At 66.3% G+C, this 14,276-nt stretch carries 16 protein-coding genes; 10 read left to right on the top strand and 6 right to left on the bottom strand.

Translation table 11 applies throughout. The features are described 5' to 3' along the window. Nucleotides 1-72 precede the first annotated feature (72 nt). The 3 genes from POR01S_RS10180 to POR01S_RS10170 all read right to left on the bottom strand — a co-directional run bounded on the left by POR01S_RS10180 (nt 73) and on the right by POR01S_RS10170 (nt 2,129). The gene (locus POR01S_RS10180) at nt 73-345 is read right to left on the bottom strand and encodes an HU family DNA-binding protein (protein WP_007159052.1); all 273 of its coding nucleotides are present in this window, start codon (nt 343-345) and stop codon (nt 73-75) included. A 397-nt stretch (nt 346-742) separates the two neighbouring features. Continuing rightward, entirely contained in the window at nt 743-1,114 is a 372-nt protein-coding gene (locus tag POR01S_RS10175; RefSeq protein WP_027602781.1) for a YkgJ family cysteine cluster protein, read from the bottom strand. A 106-nt stretch (nt 1,115-1,220) separates the two neighbouring features. Then, a complete protein-coding gene (locus tag POR01S_RS10170) occupies nt 1,221-2,129 on the bottom strand; it encodes a LysR family transcriptional regulator (RefSeq protein WP_027596810.1) in 909 nt (302 codons plus the stop codon). 102 nt (nt 2,130-2,231) lie between these two features. Here POR01S_RS10170 and POR01S_RS10165 point away from each other — a divergent pair, with 102 nt between their 5' ends. After that, complete coding sequence (locus POR01S_RS10165) at nt 2,232-2,630, top strand: DoxX family protein (protein ID WP_042135598.1); 399 nt, start codon at nt 2,232-2,234, stop codon at nt 2,628-2,630. Between the two features lie 23 nt (nt 2,631-2,653). Next, a complete protein-coding gene (locus POR01S_RS10160) occupies nt 2,654-3,430 on the top strand; it encodes a DODA-type extradiol aromatic ring-opening family dioxygenase (protein ID WP_042135596.1) in 777 nt (258 codons plus the stop codon). A gap of 70 nt (nt 3,431-3,500) precedes the next feature. On the opposite strand, the gene POR01S_RS10155 is transcribed toward POR01S_RS10160, so the two are convergent. After that, nucleotides 3,501-4,094 carry a Yip1 family protein gene (locus POR01S_RS10155; RefSeq protein ID WP_007159047.1) on the bottom strand — a complete coding sequence of 198 codons (594 nt, stop codon included), beginning with the start codon at nt 4,092-4,094 and terminating at the stop codon, nt 3,501-3,503. A gap of 291 nt (nt 4,095-4,385) precedes the next feature. On the opposite strand from POR01S_RS10155, the gene hpxO reads away from it, so the two are divergent. From hpxO to POR01S_RS10140, 3 genes are all read left to right on the top strand, one after another. Continuing rightward, a complete protein-coding gene (hpxO, locus tag POR01S_RS10150) occupies nt 4,386-5,543 on the top strand; it encodes an FAD-dependent urate hydroxylase HpxO (protein WP_042135595.1) in 1,158 nt (385 codons plus the stop codon). Between the two features lie 75 nt (nt 5,544-5,618). Then, complete coding sequence (locus tag POR01S_RS10145; protein WP_027596806.1) at nt 5,619-6,632, top strand: ABC transporter substrate-binding protein; 1,014 nt, start codon at nt 5,619-5,621, stop codon at nt 6,630-6,632. A 46-nt stretch (nt 6,633-6,678) separates the two neighbouring features. Further along, nucleotides 6,679-7,461: a phosphate/phosphite/phosphonate ABC transporter substrate-binding protein gene (locus POR01S_RS10140; protein WP_042135588.1), complete on the top strand. Its 783-nt coding sequence runs from the start codon at nt 6,679-6,681 to the stop codon at nt 7,459-7,461. 268 nt (nt 7,462-7,729) lie between these two features. Here the strand turns inward: POR01S_RS10140 and POR01S_RS10135 are convergent, their stop codons facing one another. Continuing rightward, on the bottom strand, nt 7,730-8,563 hold the full coding sequence (locus tag POR01S_RS10135) for an MBL fold metallo-hydrolase (RefSeq protein WP_042135586.1): 834 nt from the start codon (nt 8,561-8,563) through the stop codon (nt 7,730-7,732). 284 nt (nt 8,564-8,847) lie between these two features. On the opposite strand from POR01S_RS10135, the gene POR01S_RS10130 reads away from it, so the two are divergent. The 5 genes from POR01S_RS10130 (at nt 8,848) to POR01S_RS10110 (ending at nt 12,693) form a co-directional block, all read left to right on the top strand. Further along, on the top strand, nt 8,848-9,807 hold the full coding sequence (locus POR01S_RS10130; protein ID WP_042135584.1) for an ABC transporter substrate-binding protein: 960 nt from the start codon (nt 8,848-8,850) through the stop codon (nt 9,805-9,807). A gap of 1 nt (nt 9,808) precedes the next feature. Then, complete coding sequence (locus POR01S_RS10125; protein WP_042135583.1) at nt 9,809-10,660, top strand: ABC transporter permease; 852 nt, start codon at nt 9,809-9,811, stop codon at nt 10,658-10,660. Next, nucleotides 10,657-11,472 (top strand): quaternary amine ABC transporter ATP-binding protein, encoded by an 816-nt coding sequence (locus POR01S_RS10120; RefSeq protein WP_052382650.1) that lies wholly within the window; start codon nt 10,657-10,659, stop codon nt 11,470-11,472. Before POR01S_RS10125 ends, POR01S_RS10120 begins: the two co-directional genes overlap by 4 nt. A 111-nt stretch (nt 11,473-11,583) precedes the next feature. Then, nucleotides 11,584-12,336 (top strand): TerC family protein, encoded by a 753-nt coding sequence (locus POR01S_RS10115; RefSeq protein WP_007159038.1) that lies wholly within the window; start codon nt 11,584-11,586, stop codon nt 12,334-12,336. Between the two features lie 132 nt (nt 12,337-12,468). Continuing rightward, nucleotides 12,469-12,693 carry a hypothetical protein gene (locus tag POR01S_RS10110; protein WP_007159037.1) on the top strand — a complete coding sequence of 75 codons (225 nt, stop codon included), beginning with the start codon at nt 12,469-12,471 and terminating at the stop codon, nt 12,691-12,693. Between the two features lie 56 nt (nt 12,694-12,749). Here the strand turns inward: POR01S_RS10110 and POR01S_RS10105 are convergent, their stop codons facing one another. Further along, the gene (locus POR01S_RS10105; protein WP_042135581.1) at nt 12,750-14,171 is read right to left on the bottom strand and encodes a short-chain fatty acid transporter; all 1,422 of its coding nucleotides are present in this window, start codon (nt 14,169-14,171) and stop codon (nt 12,750-12,752) included. Nucleotides 14,172-14,276 lie beyond the last annotated feature (105 nt).

Raw genomic sequence — 14,276 nt, 5'->3', positions numbered from 1 at the left:
GCGGGTGGAGCGGGGGACTGTCTTCCGAAGCGCTCTGGAGCGCCCGGAAGACAAGAATCGACCAACGCAGTCTTAGCTGACGGCGTCTTTCAGGCCTTTGCCGGGCTTGAAGCCGGGCAGCTTGGCAGCGGCGATCTTGATGGTGGCACCGGTCTGCGGGTTGCGGCCTTCGCGAGCAGCGCGCTCTTTTACTGCGAAAGTTCCGAAACCGACCAGGCTGACGCTGTCGCCTTGCTTCAGGGCGTCGGTCACCGCAGTGGTGAAGGCGTCCAGGGCTTTGGCAGCGGTGGCCTTGGGCAGGTCGGCAGACGCGGCAATGGCGTCGATCAGCTCAGCTTTATTCATGTAAAAACTCCATGTGTGAGTATTGGCCAGGCAGTATAGCGGCAGCTTTGCCTTGCGTAGAGCCTTTGTGAGCCTCTACGTGGCCGGTTGAAGCAGCCTTGTTGTTCGGCGCTACAGGATACGCATAGCGGGCGAAAGAGCGATAGGGTATTCGATCAAGCAGGGCCGTGAAAACCTGATCCGCACTGCATTTTCCACGCTTTACAGCCCAGCCGTCGCCTTTTTGGGCAGCGGCGATGGCCGTTTGGTTTCCTCTAGGCGCTGAACGAAAAGTCGCCGAGCGATGGTGAGGCGAGGCGAAAAACCTTGAGAAAGCGGAGTTTACGAGTGGTAAATGAGCATTCCGAAAGGTTTTTCAACGAAGCATCACCGAGCGCAGGCAGTTTTCGTACAGTGCCTAAGCTACGCGATCGGGCGATAGATGCGGCTGCAACGGCGGCGTCAGGGGCGGCAACCCATAGGCGGCGCGGGCCGCATCGCAATGGGGATTGGCTTCGCCGTTCTCCCAGGCGGCGGTGAACTCGCGGCAGGTGCTGGAACGGTTCTCGTAGACGGTGCAGCGCGTGCCGCAGCCGACCTCGCCGAGCAGGGCGGTGCAGCGTACCGGCTTCTGCTCGGTACCTTGCATGGCCACCAGATGCGGGCTGATCGCGACGGTCAGGTGATCGGGCACCAGGCCACCGGCCGACTGGCATTCGCCCCAATAGAAAGACACGCGGAAATGGGCGCAGCAGGCGCCACAGCTGAGGCAGGGATTCTCGGTCGACATGGACGACAGCCATCGCAGAAACCGGCAGCGCCGGCGGGACAGACGGGGATTCTAGGCAAGCCCCGCGAGGCTGCGAAGCCCCTCCCAACGACCGTTCGGCGGCGACCTACGGCAGTGCTTTTCGCGGCCCGGGCGTGACCAGATGTCGCTGCAGCCAGGCGATGAACAGCCGTACCTTGGCCGGCACCAGGCGCCGATGGGGATAGAGGGCATGGATGGCGATGGCCTGGGTGTACCAGGGCGCGAACAGTCGCTCCAGGCGACCTGCCGCAAGGTCATCACCCACCAGGAAATCCGGCTGGCGAATGATGCCATGGCCGTCCAACGCCGCCTGGTGCAGGACGCTGCCGTTGTTGGCGCGCAGCGGCCCGCTGACCTTGATCTGCAGGCGCTCGTCGTCGCGCCGGAATTCCCAGAGATCGCCGTCGCTGGCATAGCTGTAGAGCAGGCAGCGGTGCTCGCGCAACTCGGCAGGATGCTCGGGGCGACCGTGGCGCTGCAGATAGGCGGGCGCGGCGCAGATGAATAGCTCGACCGCTCCCAGGGGCTGCGCCACCAGGCTGGAATCGCTGAGGTCGCCGATGCGCACGGCCAGATCGAAGCCTTCCTCGACCAGGCGCACCTGGCGATCGCTCAGCTCCAGGTCGATGGCGACTTCGGGATATTCGTGCAGGAAGCTGCTCACCAAGGGCGCCAGGTGACGCACGCCAAAGGTCAGGGGCGCACTGACCCTGAGACGCCCGCGGGGCCGTTCGTGGCCTTCCTGCAGGCGCTGTTCGAGGGCCTCCAGATCACCCAGCAGGGGCACCAGTCCTTCATGGAGGGTGCGCCCGGCTTCGGTCAGGCTCAGGGTACGGGTGGTGCGCTGCAGCAGCCGGGTACCGTAATGCCGTTCAAGGGCGGCCAGGTGCTTGGTCAGCACCGAGCGGGACAGCTCCAGCCGCTCCGCCGCCGCGGTCAGGCTGCCCAGTTCGACGATCTTGACGAAGGCCTGCAGAGCTTTCAGGGTATCCAAGGATTGTTTCCATAACGTGCACAGTTCATTCCCAGCGTGCACCTTTATTCGCGTCTTGGAAACAGGACAATGGGGTCATCTTTCCTCAGTTCGAGAATCAGCATGACCGACCGTACCTCTTCCTATGCTCCCCTGTTGCTGCGCCTGGCCCTGGGCGCCATGTTTTTGGCCCATGGCCTGACCAAGCTGCTGGTGTTCACCCTGCCGGGCACGGCGGGTATCTTCGCCTCGGTGGGCTTTCCCGGCTGGCTGGCCTATCCGGTCACCTTCTTCGAGCTGGGCGCCGGCGTGCTGCTGATCCTGGGCGCCTGGGTGCGTCCGGTCGCGGCAGTCGCCGCCGTCCAACTGTTCGCGGCGGCGACGGTCCATTTCGGCAACGGCTGGTCCTTTTCCAATCCCCACGGCGGCTGGGAATATCCGGTCTTTCTCGCCGTGACCGCTGCCGCCCTGGCGCTGCTGGGCGCGGGCCAGCTCTCCTGGGATGCACGCAAGCGCTCCTGAATCCTGCTCGAGAGGTCGCTACCATGTCGCTTCCCACCCTGTTCGTTTCCCACGGCTCGCCCATGGAGGCGCTCGACGCCGGTGCGGCGGGAGCGGCCTGGCGCGCCCTGGGGCGGTCGCTGCCGACCCCGGCCGCCATCGTCGTGGTCTCGGCGCACTTCGACACCCGGATACCGGTATTCGGCAACGCCACGTGGCCAGCTACCGTCCATGACTTCTATGGCTTTCCCGAGGCCCTCTATCAGCTGGATTATCCCGCACCTGGCGCTCCGACCCTGGCCGAGCAGCTGGCCCAGGGCCTGCGCGAGCAGGGCTGGGAGGCCGAGACGGGCGAGCAGGGACTGGATCATGGCGCCTGGGTGCCCTTGCGCTATCTCTATCCCGACGCGCAAATTCCCGTGGTGCCGCTGTCGATGAGCGCCGCCCGTGGACCGGACTACCATTTTGCCCTGGGCCGGGCACTGGCCAGGGTGCTACCGGCGGATACCCTGCTGATCGGTTCGGGCAGCCTGACCCACAACCTCGGTGACTTTCGCCGTGGCGGCGCCGAGTCTCCCGGCTATGTGCGGGACTTCCAGCTCTGGATCCAGAGCCGCCTGCGCGAGCGGGATCTGGACGCCTTGCTCGACTACCGGCGTCAGGCGCCGCAGGCCCGTCAGGCCCATCCTACCGACGAGCACCTGTTGCCGCTGTTCGTCGCCCTGGGCGCGGCCGATCCCGAGGGCACCTTCAGCGTCCATCACGATGGCATCGCCCATCGCATCCTGGCCATGGACCTCTACGGCTTCTCCCGCCACTAGCCCCCTGACGACAAAAAGCCCGGATCAATTGACGGATCCGGGCTTTTTGCTATGTCAAAACGACGTTCGATCAGCCAAACAACTCGGGTCCATACCCCCACATCAGCACCGTGGTGGCCATCAGCACCTCCAGCACCAGCACCCCGATGGCCAGGGTTGAGCCGGACATGATGAAGCCTTCCCGCTGATCGATATTGAGGAAGGAGGGGATGCCGGTATAGAGCAGGTAGGCCGAATAGGCCAGGCCGACGATCCCGGCGATGGCGCACAGCCACACCAGCGGATAGAAGCCCACCAGGCCGCTCAGCAGCATGGGCGTAGCCACGTAGCCGGCGAACAGGATGCAGCGATTGGCGCTGGGCCGATCCGGATAGCGCCGCGCCAGCCAGTGGATCACGTGCCCCATGGCCACCACCGCCGCCATGATCAGCGCATAGCTGATGACCGCCAGAACCACCGCCGTAGGCAGGTCCAGCACATGGGCCTCACCGCCACCGAAGCGCCAGCCGAAAGTCGTGGTACCCACGAGGGAAGCGACGACGGGAATGGCCGCCAGGAAGGCGACATGATGGGCAAAGAAGTGCCCGACCGTTTCCCCTTCGCGACGAATCTGCTGCCACTCGCGATCGGGATGGGCCAGCAGGCCCCAGACATGATTGATCATGATCCTGCTCCTCACCCGCTGTGGTCGCCGCAAGCGGGCCTCTGTGGATGGCGAACGCTGGGTACAACGCGACTGGCGACTACCTTAGGAGTATAGAAGAGCTCTGGAATGCGTCATGCGAGCCGACGAAGGGCAGCCTGCCTGGAAACGAAGCGACCAATGGTCAAGGGGCACCACCCTGGTGCGTTTCTGGGCCCCTGGCAAGCGGGCAACGCCCGGGCGGCAATACTTGACCACTTGGTCAGGAAATTGCTTGCCCAAGGCATCTGTTACCGGTCAACGAGGTCCGTCATGCCATCTCTCGACATCATCATCGCCGGCGCCGGCATGGGCGGTCTCACCGCCGCCCTGGCGCTGCAACAGGCCGGCCACCGGGTCCGCCTGTTCGAGCGCGCGCAGGATCTGGCCCCCATCGGCGCGGCCATCTCCATCTGGCCCAACGGCGTCAAGGTGCTGGAGCAGCTGGGGCTCGGGTCCGCCATCGCCGCGGTCAGCGGCGACATGCAGACCATGAGCTATCGCGACCATGAGGGACAGTTGCTTACCCGGTTCAGCCTGCTGCCGCTCTACGAGGCCGTGGGCCGACCGGCGCGCCCCATCGCCCGCGCCCACCTGCAGCGCCTCCTGCTCGAAGCGGTGGGCGCCGAGCGGGTGACCCTGGGCGTCGGCTGCGAGGGCTTCGAGCAGGATACGGCCGGGGTGACCGTGCTGCTCGGCGATGGTCGGCGCGAACGGGCCGACCTGCTGATCGCCGCCGATGGTACCCACTCGCGCCTGCGGGAGCGGGTGGTTGGCCAGGCCATCACCCGCGAGTATTGCGGCTACGTGAACTGGAACGGGCGGGTGCAGATCGCACCGGATCTGGCCGAGGCCCAGGACTGGGCGCAATTCGTCGGGGCGCATCAGCGGGTCTCGCTGATGCCCATGGGCGGCGATGAATTCTATTTCTTCTTCGACGTACCCCTGCCCAAGGGCACGCACAACGACCGCAGCCGTTACCGCGCGGAATTGGCCGAGCACTTCGCCGGCTGGGCGCCGCCGGTGCAGCGCCTGATCGAGCGGCTGGACCCCCAGGGCGTGGCCCGGGTGGAGATCCACGATACCCGGCCGTTGCCGACCCTGGTGCAGGGGCGGGTGGCGCTTTTGGGCGATTCCGCCCATGCCATGGCCCCGGACCTGGGGCAGGGCGGTTGCCAGGCCATGGAGGATGCCTGGGTGCTGGCGCGCTGTCTGGACGCCGAACAGGATCCCCTGGCCGCGCTCCAGGCCTATCAGGCCGCGCGGCTGGAGCGGGTGGCCGGCATCGTCGAGCGGGCACGCAAGCGTTGCGAGATCACCCACGGGCATGAGCCCCAGGCCACCCAGGCCTGGTACGCCGAGCTGGCCCGGGAAACCGGCGAGACGGTGATCGCCGGCCTGCGCAAGACCGCCGAGGGCGGTCCGCTGTGAAATAGCTCTGGGCCGCGGGGACGAATGGCAGTGCCGGGGGTCGAAAGGCCCACGTCCTCGTCGGAGAGTTAGCCCATGCGCCTGCGTCTCGCCCTGACCCTTGCCAGCCTTACCATCACCCCGCTGGCCTTTGCCGCCGACGGCGGCTGTCCCTATCCGCAGACGGTGAAGTTCGCCGGCCCCAACTGGGAGAGCGGCATGTTCACCACCGAGGTGCTGCGCCTGCTGGTGGAAAAGGGTTATGGCTGCCAGACCGACAGCGTGCCGGGCAACACCGTGACCTTGGAAAACGCCCTGGCGCAAAACGACATCCAGGTCACTGGCGAGCAGTGGGCCGGGCGCAGTCCGGCCTGGCGCGCGGCGGAAAAGGCCGGCAAGGTCTTTGCCGTCGGCGAGACGGTCAAGGGCGCCACCGAAGGCTGGTGGGTACCGGAATACCTGGTCAAGGGCGACCCCGCGCGTGGCATCCAGGCCAAGGCGCCGGACCTCAAGAGCGTCGCCGATCTGCCGCGCTACAAGGAGCTGTTCCGTGATCCGGAAGAGCCTGGCAAGGGCCGCTTCCTCAACTGTCCGACCGGCTGGACCTGCGAGATCGTCAACAGCCAGAAGCTCAAGGCCTACAAGCTGACCGACAGCTACACCAACTTCCGCACCGGTACCGGTCCCGCGCTGGACGCGGCCATCGCCACCGCCATGCGCCGTGGCGAGCCGGTGCTCTTCTACTATTGGTCGCCGACCCCGCTGATGGGCCGCTACAAGCTGGTCCAGCTGGAAGAGCCACCCTTCAGTGAGAAGGCCTGGGAGACCCTGTCGGATCCGAAGAATCCTGATCCGCTGCCGTCGCGCTCGCTGCCGGCCAAGATCACCATCGGCGTCTCCCGCGACCTGCACGACAAGGCACCGGCCCTGGTGGCGCTGTTCGAGAAGGTCGAATTCCCCCTCGACCAGTTCAACGGCATCCTCGCCGGCATGGCCGAGAAACGCGAAGACGCCCAGGTGGTGGCCAAGCGTTTCCTCAAGGAGCATCCGGAGGTCTGGACGACCTGGCTGCCGGCGGAAAACGCCGAACGGGTAAAGGCGGCGCTCTGAGTGCGGTGATAGGGGATAATGGCGGTTTTCCGTGCTGGAGCCGCCCATGACCGTCGCCGCCCTTACCATGTACGTCGAGCCTGCCGAGGTGCGCGACGCCTATCGCCAGCTGGCCGAAGCCGTGGCGCTGCGCCTGGGCGAGACGCTCGACCCCGCGCCCGAGGACCTGCCGGCGCTCTGGACGCATCCCGAGCTGCTGCTGGCGCAGACCTGCGGCTATCCCTGGGCCACCCGCCTGCGCGGCCAGGTGCGCCTGGTGGCGGCGCCGCGTTATCGCTTCGCGGGCTGCCAGGCGGCCGAGCACTGCGCCTTCATCCTGGTGCCCGAGACGCTGGAGGCGACCAGCCTGGCCGATCTGCGCGGCAAGCGCGTGGCGCTCAACGGCCTGGATTCCAACACCGGCATGAATCTGCTGCGCCACGCCATGGCGCCCCTGGCGGAGCGGGCCCGCTTCTTTGGCGAGATGATCGTCAGCGAGAGCCATGCCAACAGCCTGGCGCTGTTGCAGCAGGGTCATGCCGATGTGGCCTCGGTGGATGCCGTGACCTACGGCTATCTGCAGCGCGCCCAACCCGAGCGGGTCGCCGGCCTGCGCCTGTTGCAACGCACCCGCCCCAGTCCGACGCTGCCCTTCATCACCGCCGCCAGTCGTTCGGATGCGGACGTGGAAGCCCTGCGCGCCGCCTTGAACGACAGCCTGGCCGCCGATCCTGCCTTGGCCGACATCCTGGCCATCGAGGGTGTCACAGCGGTGGATGAGACGACCTATCTACCGCTGCTGGACTGGCGGCGAGAAGCGGTGGAGCAGGGTTATCCGGTGATTGCCTAGGTTGGTTGGGACGGCCCTGTCGTCGCAACCAACCTGAAGGATTCGGCCCTGGCATTGTTGCCGTTGCGCTCTGATCAATCGCGGCCATGGCGGTCCGCCGATGCGGCCGCTCCTACGGGAGCATCAGCCCTCTGTAGGAGCGGCCCATGGCCGCGATGAGTAGCCGCTAACGGGTACGCGCGTAGGTTGTTTGCGACGGCTCCATCATCGAAACCCAACACGGGGGAGCTGCCTGGCCACTGTTGGGCTCCGCTGCGCTCAACCCAACCTACGGTGTCCCTGCCTGCAACCGCTTGAACTCCACCAGATCATGGCTGCAGAACAGCGTCAGCCCCAGGTCCTGGCGCAGGGAGAGTTCGCGCAGGCGGGCCTGGTTGTCCAGGCGGCTGGCGCGGTCGGCTTCCATCAGTCGCTGGTAGAACCTCAGCCCCGGCGTGCAGTGGCGTTCGGGCTGACGCATCTCGTCGCGGTAGAAATAGGCGTCGCCGGCGTGCAGCAACCAGCCCCCGTCGTGCTGGACGGCGATGCCGGCATGGCCCGGGGTGTGGCCGGGCAGGGGGATCATCAGAATTTCCGGCGGCAGGCCGGGCAGGTCGCGCACGCTGGCGAAGCCGTGCCAGGCCTCGCCCCGGGGCTCGTGGAAATGCCAATGGCGGATGCCTTGCCACTGCGCCGGACTGTAGCGGCGCCGACCGATGAAGCCGTGGCGCTGGCGCTGCGCATCCCACTCCCGCTGCAGCACATGGACCTGGGCCTGGGGAAAGTCGTCCAGGCCGCCGGCGTGGTCGAAATCCAGATGGGTCAGCACGATATGGCGGACATCGCCCGGACGAAAACCCAGGCGGCGGAGCTGCGCCAGGGCGCTGAGTTCGGGATCGTACTGGATACGATTCATCAGCCGGAAGAAGGGACTCAGGCGCCGGCCGCGCTCCCGCAGATCGGCTTCGCCAAAGCCGGTATCCACCAGCACCAGGCCGTCCCGGTCGGTTTCCACCAGCAGGCAGTGACAGGCGAGGTGGGCGGCGAGTCCGCGGCTGAAGCCGTCGTACAGCGCCCCGCCCAGGGGGCACATGCAGCCGCAGTTGAGGTGATGGATACGCATGCTCGGCTCCGCGAAGGTGACCTCCGGTAGAAGAGGCGCGCGTGGGCAAAGTTCGAGCGCAGCGGCCATTCGCGCGGGTGTCGCAGCCAGTGAAGAGAGATCGACCGACCCGGGTGGCGACGATCGATCGACCGGAGCAGGCTCCCGGATTCAGCAGCGCCGAGGCGGGTAACGGCAGTGCCAGGGCCTCTGGCTGAACCCTGAGCCATTGGCGCTGACCAAGATAGGATCGCCAGCGGACCGGCTCTGCCGCCCTGGCCCTCCCAGTGCAGACGGAGCCACCCATGCCCACAGCCTTTCCTCGCCGTTCCCTCCTGGCCGCCGGCCTTTCCCTTGGCCTGCTCGCCGCCGGTACCGCCCAAGCCGACAGCTGGTGCGCCAGCAAGCCGGTCAAGTTCGCCGGGGTGAACTGGGAGAGCGGCATGCTGCTCACCGAACTGATGGGCTTCGTCCTGCAGCACGGCTACGACTGCAAGGTGGATAGCATCCCGGGCAACTCCATCACCCTGGAGCAGGCCCTGGGCAACAACGACATCCAGGTGTTCGCCGAGGAGTGGATCGGCCGCAGCGAGGCCTGGAACAAGGCCGCCGCGGCCGGCAAGGTGGTCGGCGTGGGCGCGCCCATCGAAGGCGCCACCGAAGGCTGGTACGTGCCGCGCTATCTGGTGGAAGGCGAGGGCGCCAAGGCGCCCAAGCTGAAGAGCATCGCCGACCTGGGCCAGTACGCCGAACTGTTCCGCGATCCGGAAGAGCCGGGCAAGGGCCGCTTCTACAACTGCCCGGCCGGCTGGACCTGCGAGCTGGAAAACACCCAGATGCTGCAGAGCTACGGCCTGAGCGACAAGTACACCAACTTCCGCCCCGGCACCGGTCCGGCGCTGGATGCGGCCATCGTCTCGGCCACCAAGCGCAAGCAGCCGATCCTCACCTATTACTGGTCGCCGACGCCCTTGCTGGGTCGGGTCGACATGGTCCAGCTCAAGCCCCGTGACGGCGAAGCCAAGCGCATCCAGGTGCAGGCCGGTCTCTCCAAGCCCTTCCACGATGGCGCCCCCGAACTGGTGGCCGTGCTGAGTCGGGTCAATGTGCCCATCGAGCTGCTCAACCGCACCCTGGCCGAGCAGGCCGAAACCAAGCAGGACGCCCCCGCCGCCGCCAAGGCGCTGCTCAAGGCCCATCCGGAACTCTGGCAGGCCTGGGTGACCGACGCCGCGGCGCGCAGCAAGATCCAGGCGGCGCTCTAGGATGTTTCCCGAAGGCCTGACCTTTTCCTTCGCCGACGCCGTCAATCGTGGCGTCGACTGGCTGGTGACGCGCTACGGCGACGTCTTCCGAACCATCTCCGACACCCTGCTGCAGGCCATCGTCTGGCTCGAGGGCCTGCTGCGCGGTACCCCCTGGTGGGCGCTGTTGCTGATCGTCGCGGTCCTGGCCGCCCACGCCACCCGCCGGGTGGTGCCGACGCTACTGATCACCGGCCTGTTGTTCCTGGTCGGCGCCCTGGGGCTGTGGGACAAGCTGATGCAGACCCTGGCCCTGGTGCTGGTGGCCACCGCCATCGCGGTCATCATCGGTGTGCCCCTGGGAATCCTCTGCGCCCGTAGCGCCCGCCTGCGCCTAGTGCTGATGCCGCTCTTGGACATCATGCAGACCATGCCCAGCTTCGTGTACCTGATCCCGGTGCTGATGCTGTTCGGCCTGGGCAAGGTGCCGGCGATCTTCGCCACGGTGATCTACGCCGCGCCACCGCTGATCCGCCTCACCGATCTGGGCATCCGCCAGGTCGATCGCGAGGTCATGGAAGCGGTCAACGCCTTTGGCGCCAGTCGCTGGCAGCAGCTGTTCGGCGTGCAGCTGCCGCTGGCGCTGCCGAGCATCATGGCCGGCATCAACCAGACCACCATGATGGCGCTGTCCATGGTGGTGATCGCCTCCATGATCGGCGCCCGCGGCCTCGGTGAGGAGGTGCTGGTGGGCATCCAGACCCTGGACGTGGGCAAGGGCCTGCAGGCGGGCCTGGCCATCGTCATCCTCGCCGTGGTCATCGACCGCATCACCCAGGCCTATGGTCGCCAGCGCCATGAGGTGGAACGATGAAGATCGTCGTCGAGCGGGTTTCCAAGGTTTTTGGCAAGCGCGAGCAGGCGGCCCTGGCGCTGCTGCGCGAAGGGCACGACAAGGCCGAGATCCTCGCCCGCACCGGTTGCGTGGTGGGGGTGGACGATCTCTCCCTGGAGATCGCCGAGGGCGAGATCTTCGTCATCATGGGCCTTTCCGGTTCCGGCAAATCGACGCTGGTGCGCCACCTCAACCGGCTGATCGATCCCAGCAGCGGGCGCATCCTCATCGATGGCCAGGACATCCTCCAGCTGCCGCTGCCGGCGCTGCGCGAATTGCGCCGCCAGCGCATCAGCATGGTGTTCCAGAGCTTCGGCCTGCTGCCCCATCGGCGAGTGCTGGACAACGTCGCCTACGGCCTCAAGGTGCGCGGCGAGCCCAAGGCGGTCTGCCGCGAACGGGCGCTGCACTGGCTGGAGGTGGTGGGTCTGGCCGGCTACGAGCGCAAATGGCCGCACCAGCTCTCCGGCGGCATGCGCCAGCGCGTCGGCCTTGCCCGCGCCCTGGCGGCCGATACCGAGATCATCCTGATGGACGAGGCCTTTTCCGCCCTCGATCCACTGATCCGCGCCGAGATGCAGGAGCAACTGCTGGAGCTGCAACAGCGCCTGCACAAGACCATCGTCTTCATCACCCATGACCTGGACGAGGCCCTGCGCCTGGGCAATCGCATCGCCATCCTGCGTGACGGTCGGCTGGTGCAGGTGGGCACCCCGGCGGACATCCTCGGCCAGCCGGCCGACGACTATGTGGCGCGCTTCGTTCAGCGGCGTACCGCTGCGACAGTTTGAAACAATTGCGGCAGAGGCCTTCACGAGCATTTCACAGATGCGAGGCTCTGATGGTGAGACCTGCGGCCTGACCCTGTCAGGCCTTTCTCTTCCCACTGGAACCGCGCCGCAATGGACTATCTGCTACAACTCGCCGCCGACCCGACCGTCTGGGCTGCTCTCGCCACCTTGATCGTGATGGAAGTGGTGCTGGGCATCGACAACCTCATCTTCATCTCCATCCTGACCAACAAGCTGCCCGCGCACCAACAGCAGAAGGGCCGCCGCATCGGCATCAGCCTGGCGCTGATCCTGCGCCTGGGTCTGCTCGGTACCGTGGCCTGGATCGTCCAGCTCACCGAGCCCATCATCGAAGTGTTCGGCAAGAGCTTTTCCTGGAAGGACCTGATCCTCATCGCCGGTGGCCTGTTCCTGCTGTGGAAGGCGACCAAGGAGATCCACCACAACGTCGATCCCGAGCCCGACAGCGCCCTGAGCAAGGGCGGCGAGACGGCGACCCTGGCCTTCGGTTCGGCCATCGTGCAGATCCTCCTGCTGGACCTGGTGTTCTCGGTGGACAGCATCATCACCGCCGTCGGCATGACCGAGCACCTGCCGGTGATGGTGATCGCGGTGGTGGTGGCGGTGACCGTCATGTTGCTGGCGGCCGACCCCCTGGCCAGGTTCATCAACGACAACCCCACCGTCGTGATGCTGGCGCTGGGCTTCCTGATCATGATCGGCATGACCCTGATCGCCGAAGGTTTCGGCGCCCATGTGCCCAAGGGCTATATCTACGCGGCCATGGCCTTCTCGGCGCTGATCGAGGGCCTGAACATGCTGTCGCGGCGGGCCAAGCGTCGCCAGCAGGCTGCCGGCAAGTGAGGGCAGGGCGTGCTGGAAAAGGCCTTGTTACATTCCGGCACGCCTATTGCTAACAATAACTGGCAAGTCTAGGCACTATCGGTCAAGACCTTTGTCATAGCAGCGTCACACGTGAGGTTTACAACTGAAGTCATGAACATACAAGCCCAAGCCCAGAACGCCATGCATGCCCTCAGCGCCGCTTTCGCGCCGATGAGCTGCGTCATCGACGCGCCCAGCAAGCGTGGTTTTTCCTTCATCGTCGTCAACGAGCATGGCGTGGCCAAGCACACCCGCCGGATCTACCGCGACGAATACAGCAACCCGAGCCGCCTGCAGGCCATCATCGACAGCACCCGCCTGGCCATCGCCGGCTGAGATTCAGCCGGCTCCCGCTCCACCCCTCCCGCTTTACCGTCTGCGCCCCACCCGAGCTACGGGTGTACCGGCGGCAGATAGGCCAACGTTCCCCCCAACAGCCATAGCAGCACCAGCACCAGGGGTGCATGGACCAGCAGCTGCACGAAGGAAAAGCCGACCAGGTCGCGCGCCTTCAGCCCCAGCACGCCCAGCAGCGGCAGCATGTAGAAGGGATTGATCAGATTCGGCAATGCCTCGGCGGCGTTGTAGATCTGCACGGCCCAGCCCAGGTGATACTGCAGATCGTTGGCCACCTGCATGACGTAGGGCGCCTCGATGATCCACTTGCCCCCGCCTGAGGGGATGAAGAACCCCAGCAGGGCCGAGTAGACGCCCATCAGCAGGGCGAAGGTGTCGTGGGTGGCGATCTGGGTGAAAAATGCCGCGATATGGTGCGCCAGAGTCTGGCCATCGGCGCCATTGACCTTGGTCAGGATGGCAGCGATGGAGCCGTACAGCGGAAACTGGATCAGCACTCCGGTAGTGGCCGGCACGGCGCGGGCCACGGCGTCGAGGAAATGTCGCGGCCGCCAGTGCAGCAGGGCGCCCAGGGAGATGAACAGCAGGTTGTAGGTGTTCAGCCCGGAAATGGCCTCGATGGCCGGCTTGCTGGCGAATTCCTGCACCAGCCAGCCCGCGGCCAGGAGCACCAGCAGGATGATCAGGATGGGGCTGTATTCCAGCCATTCGCCTGGACGGGTCGGCTTAGCGGCCGGCTTGGGCGCCGGGGTGACGTCAACGCCACAGGCACGGGCATCGCGCGCGCTGTCCGGCCCTGGCGCGGTGACATAGGCGATCACCGCCGAGACCACCAGCAGCACCAGCAGCAGGGCGCCCGATTGCCAGAGGAACAGCGTCTGGCTGAAGGGAATCACCCCGGTGATGGCGAGGATCGAGGGCGGCAGGCTGGCCGGATTGGCCTGCAGCTGCGCCGCCGACGACGACAGCCCCAGCGCCCAGACCGCGCCCAGGCCCAGGTAGGCCGCGGCGCCGGCGGCGCGATAGTCCATCTTGAGTTCTTCGCGGCGGGCCAGGGCGCGCACCAGCAGGCCGCCGAACACCAGGCTCAGGCCCCAGTTGAGCAGGGAGGCGAGCATGGCCACCAGGGCCACCCAGCACACCGCGCCACGTCCGGTACGGGGCACCCGCGCCAGGCGCTCGATCAGGCGCCCGGCCGGACCGGAACTGGCCACCACATAGCCGCCGATGACCACGAAGGCCATCTGCATGGTGAAGGGAATCAGGCTCCAGAAACCGTCGCCAAAGGCCTTGGCGGTCTTGGCCGCCGGCGCGCCCATGCCGAGGGCAGCCAGGGCCACCACGGCCACGGCGAGCACGGCGAACACCCAGGAATCGGGAAACCAGCGCTCGGCCCAGTTGGAACAGGCCAGGGCGAACCGCGCGCTGCGCGAATCGCGGGAAGGGGTTGAACTCATGGTGGATCCTTTTGTTGTTGTTCTTTAGGGGATAAACAAACGTAGGGTGGAAAACGGCGCAGCCTTTTCCACGCGTTGGGGTCATATCGCGGCCATGGCGGTCCG

This window comes from Pseudomonas oryzihabitans NBRC 102199, from assembly GCF_000730625.1.
Lineage (GTDB): Bacteria > Pseudomonadota > Gammaproteobacteria > Pseudomonadales > Pseudomonadaceae > Chryseomonas > Chryseomonas oryzihabitans.
This window is presented reverse-complemented; position numbering and strand designations above follow the sequence as displayed.

Excerpts from the sequence above, each read along its gene's own strand:
- POR01S_RS10165 (WP_042135598.1), top strand. The coding sequence starts at position 2,232 with ATGACCGACCGTACCTCTTCCTATGCTCCCCTGTTGCTGCGCCTGGCC.
- POR01S_RS10120 (WP_052382650.1), top strand. The coding sequence starts at position 10,657 with ATGAAGATCGTCGTCGAGCGGGTTTCCAAGGTTTTTGGCAAGCGCGAG.
- POR01S_RS10155 (WP_007159047.1), bottom strand. The coding sequence starts at position 4,094 with ATGATCAATCATGTCTGGGGCCTGCTGGCCCATCCCGATCGCGAGTGG.
- POR01S_RS10130 (WP_042135584.1), top strand. The coding sequence starts at position 8,848 with ATGCCCACAGCCTTTCCTCGCCGTTCCCTCCTGGCCGCCGGCCTTTCC.
- POR01S_RS10110 (WP_007159037.1), top strand. The coding sequence starts at position 12,469 with ATGAACATACAAGCCCAAGCCCAGAACGCCATGCATGCCCTCAGCGCC.
- POR01S_RS10145 (WP_027596806.1), top strand. The coding sequence starts at position 5,619 with ATGCGCCTGCGTCTCGCCCTGACCCTTGCCAGCCTTACCATCACCCCG.
- POR01S_RS10125 (WP_042135583.1), top strand. The coding sequence starts at position 9,809 with ATGTTTCCCGAAGGCCTGACCTTTTCCTTCGCCGACGCCGTCAATCGT.
- hpxO (WP_042135595.1), top strand. The coding sequence starts at position 4,386 with ATGCCATCTCTCGACATCATCATCGCCGGCGCCGGCATGGGCGGTCTC.
- POR01S_RS10180 (WP_007159052.1), bottom strand. The coding sequence starts at position 345 with ATGAATAAAGCTGAGCTGATCGACGCCATTGCCGCGTCTGCCGACCTG.
- POR01S_RS10105 (WP_042135581.1), bottom strand. The coding sequence starts at position 14,171 with ATGAGTTCAACCCCTTCCCGCGATTCGCGCAGCGCGCGGTTCGCCCTG.
- POR01S_RS10175 (WP_027602781.1), bottom strand. The coding sequence starts at position 1,114 with ATGTCGACCGAGAATCCCTGCCTCAGCTGTGGCGCCTGCTGCGCCCAT.
- POR01S_RS10140 (WP_042135588.1), top strand. The coding sequence starts at position 6,679 with ATGACCGTCGCCGCCCTTACCATGTACGTCGAGCCTGCCGAGGTGCGC.
- POR01S_RS10115 (WP_007159038.1), top strand. The coding sequence starts at position 11,584 with ATGGACTATCTGCTACAACTCGCCGCCGACCCGACCGTCTGGGCTGCT.
- POR01S_RS10160 (WP_042135596.1), top strand. The coding sequence starts at position 2,654 with ATGTCGCTTCCCACCCTGTTCGTTTCCCACGGCTCGCCCATGGAGGCG.
- POR01S_RS10135 (WP_042135586.1), bottom strand. The coding sequence starts at position 8,563 with ATGCGTATCCATCACCTCAACTGCGGCTGCATGTGCCCCCTGGGCGGG.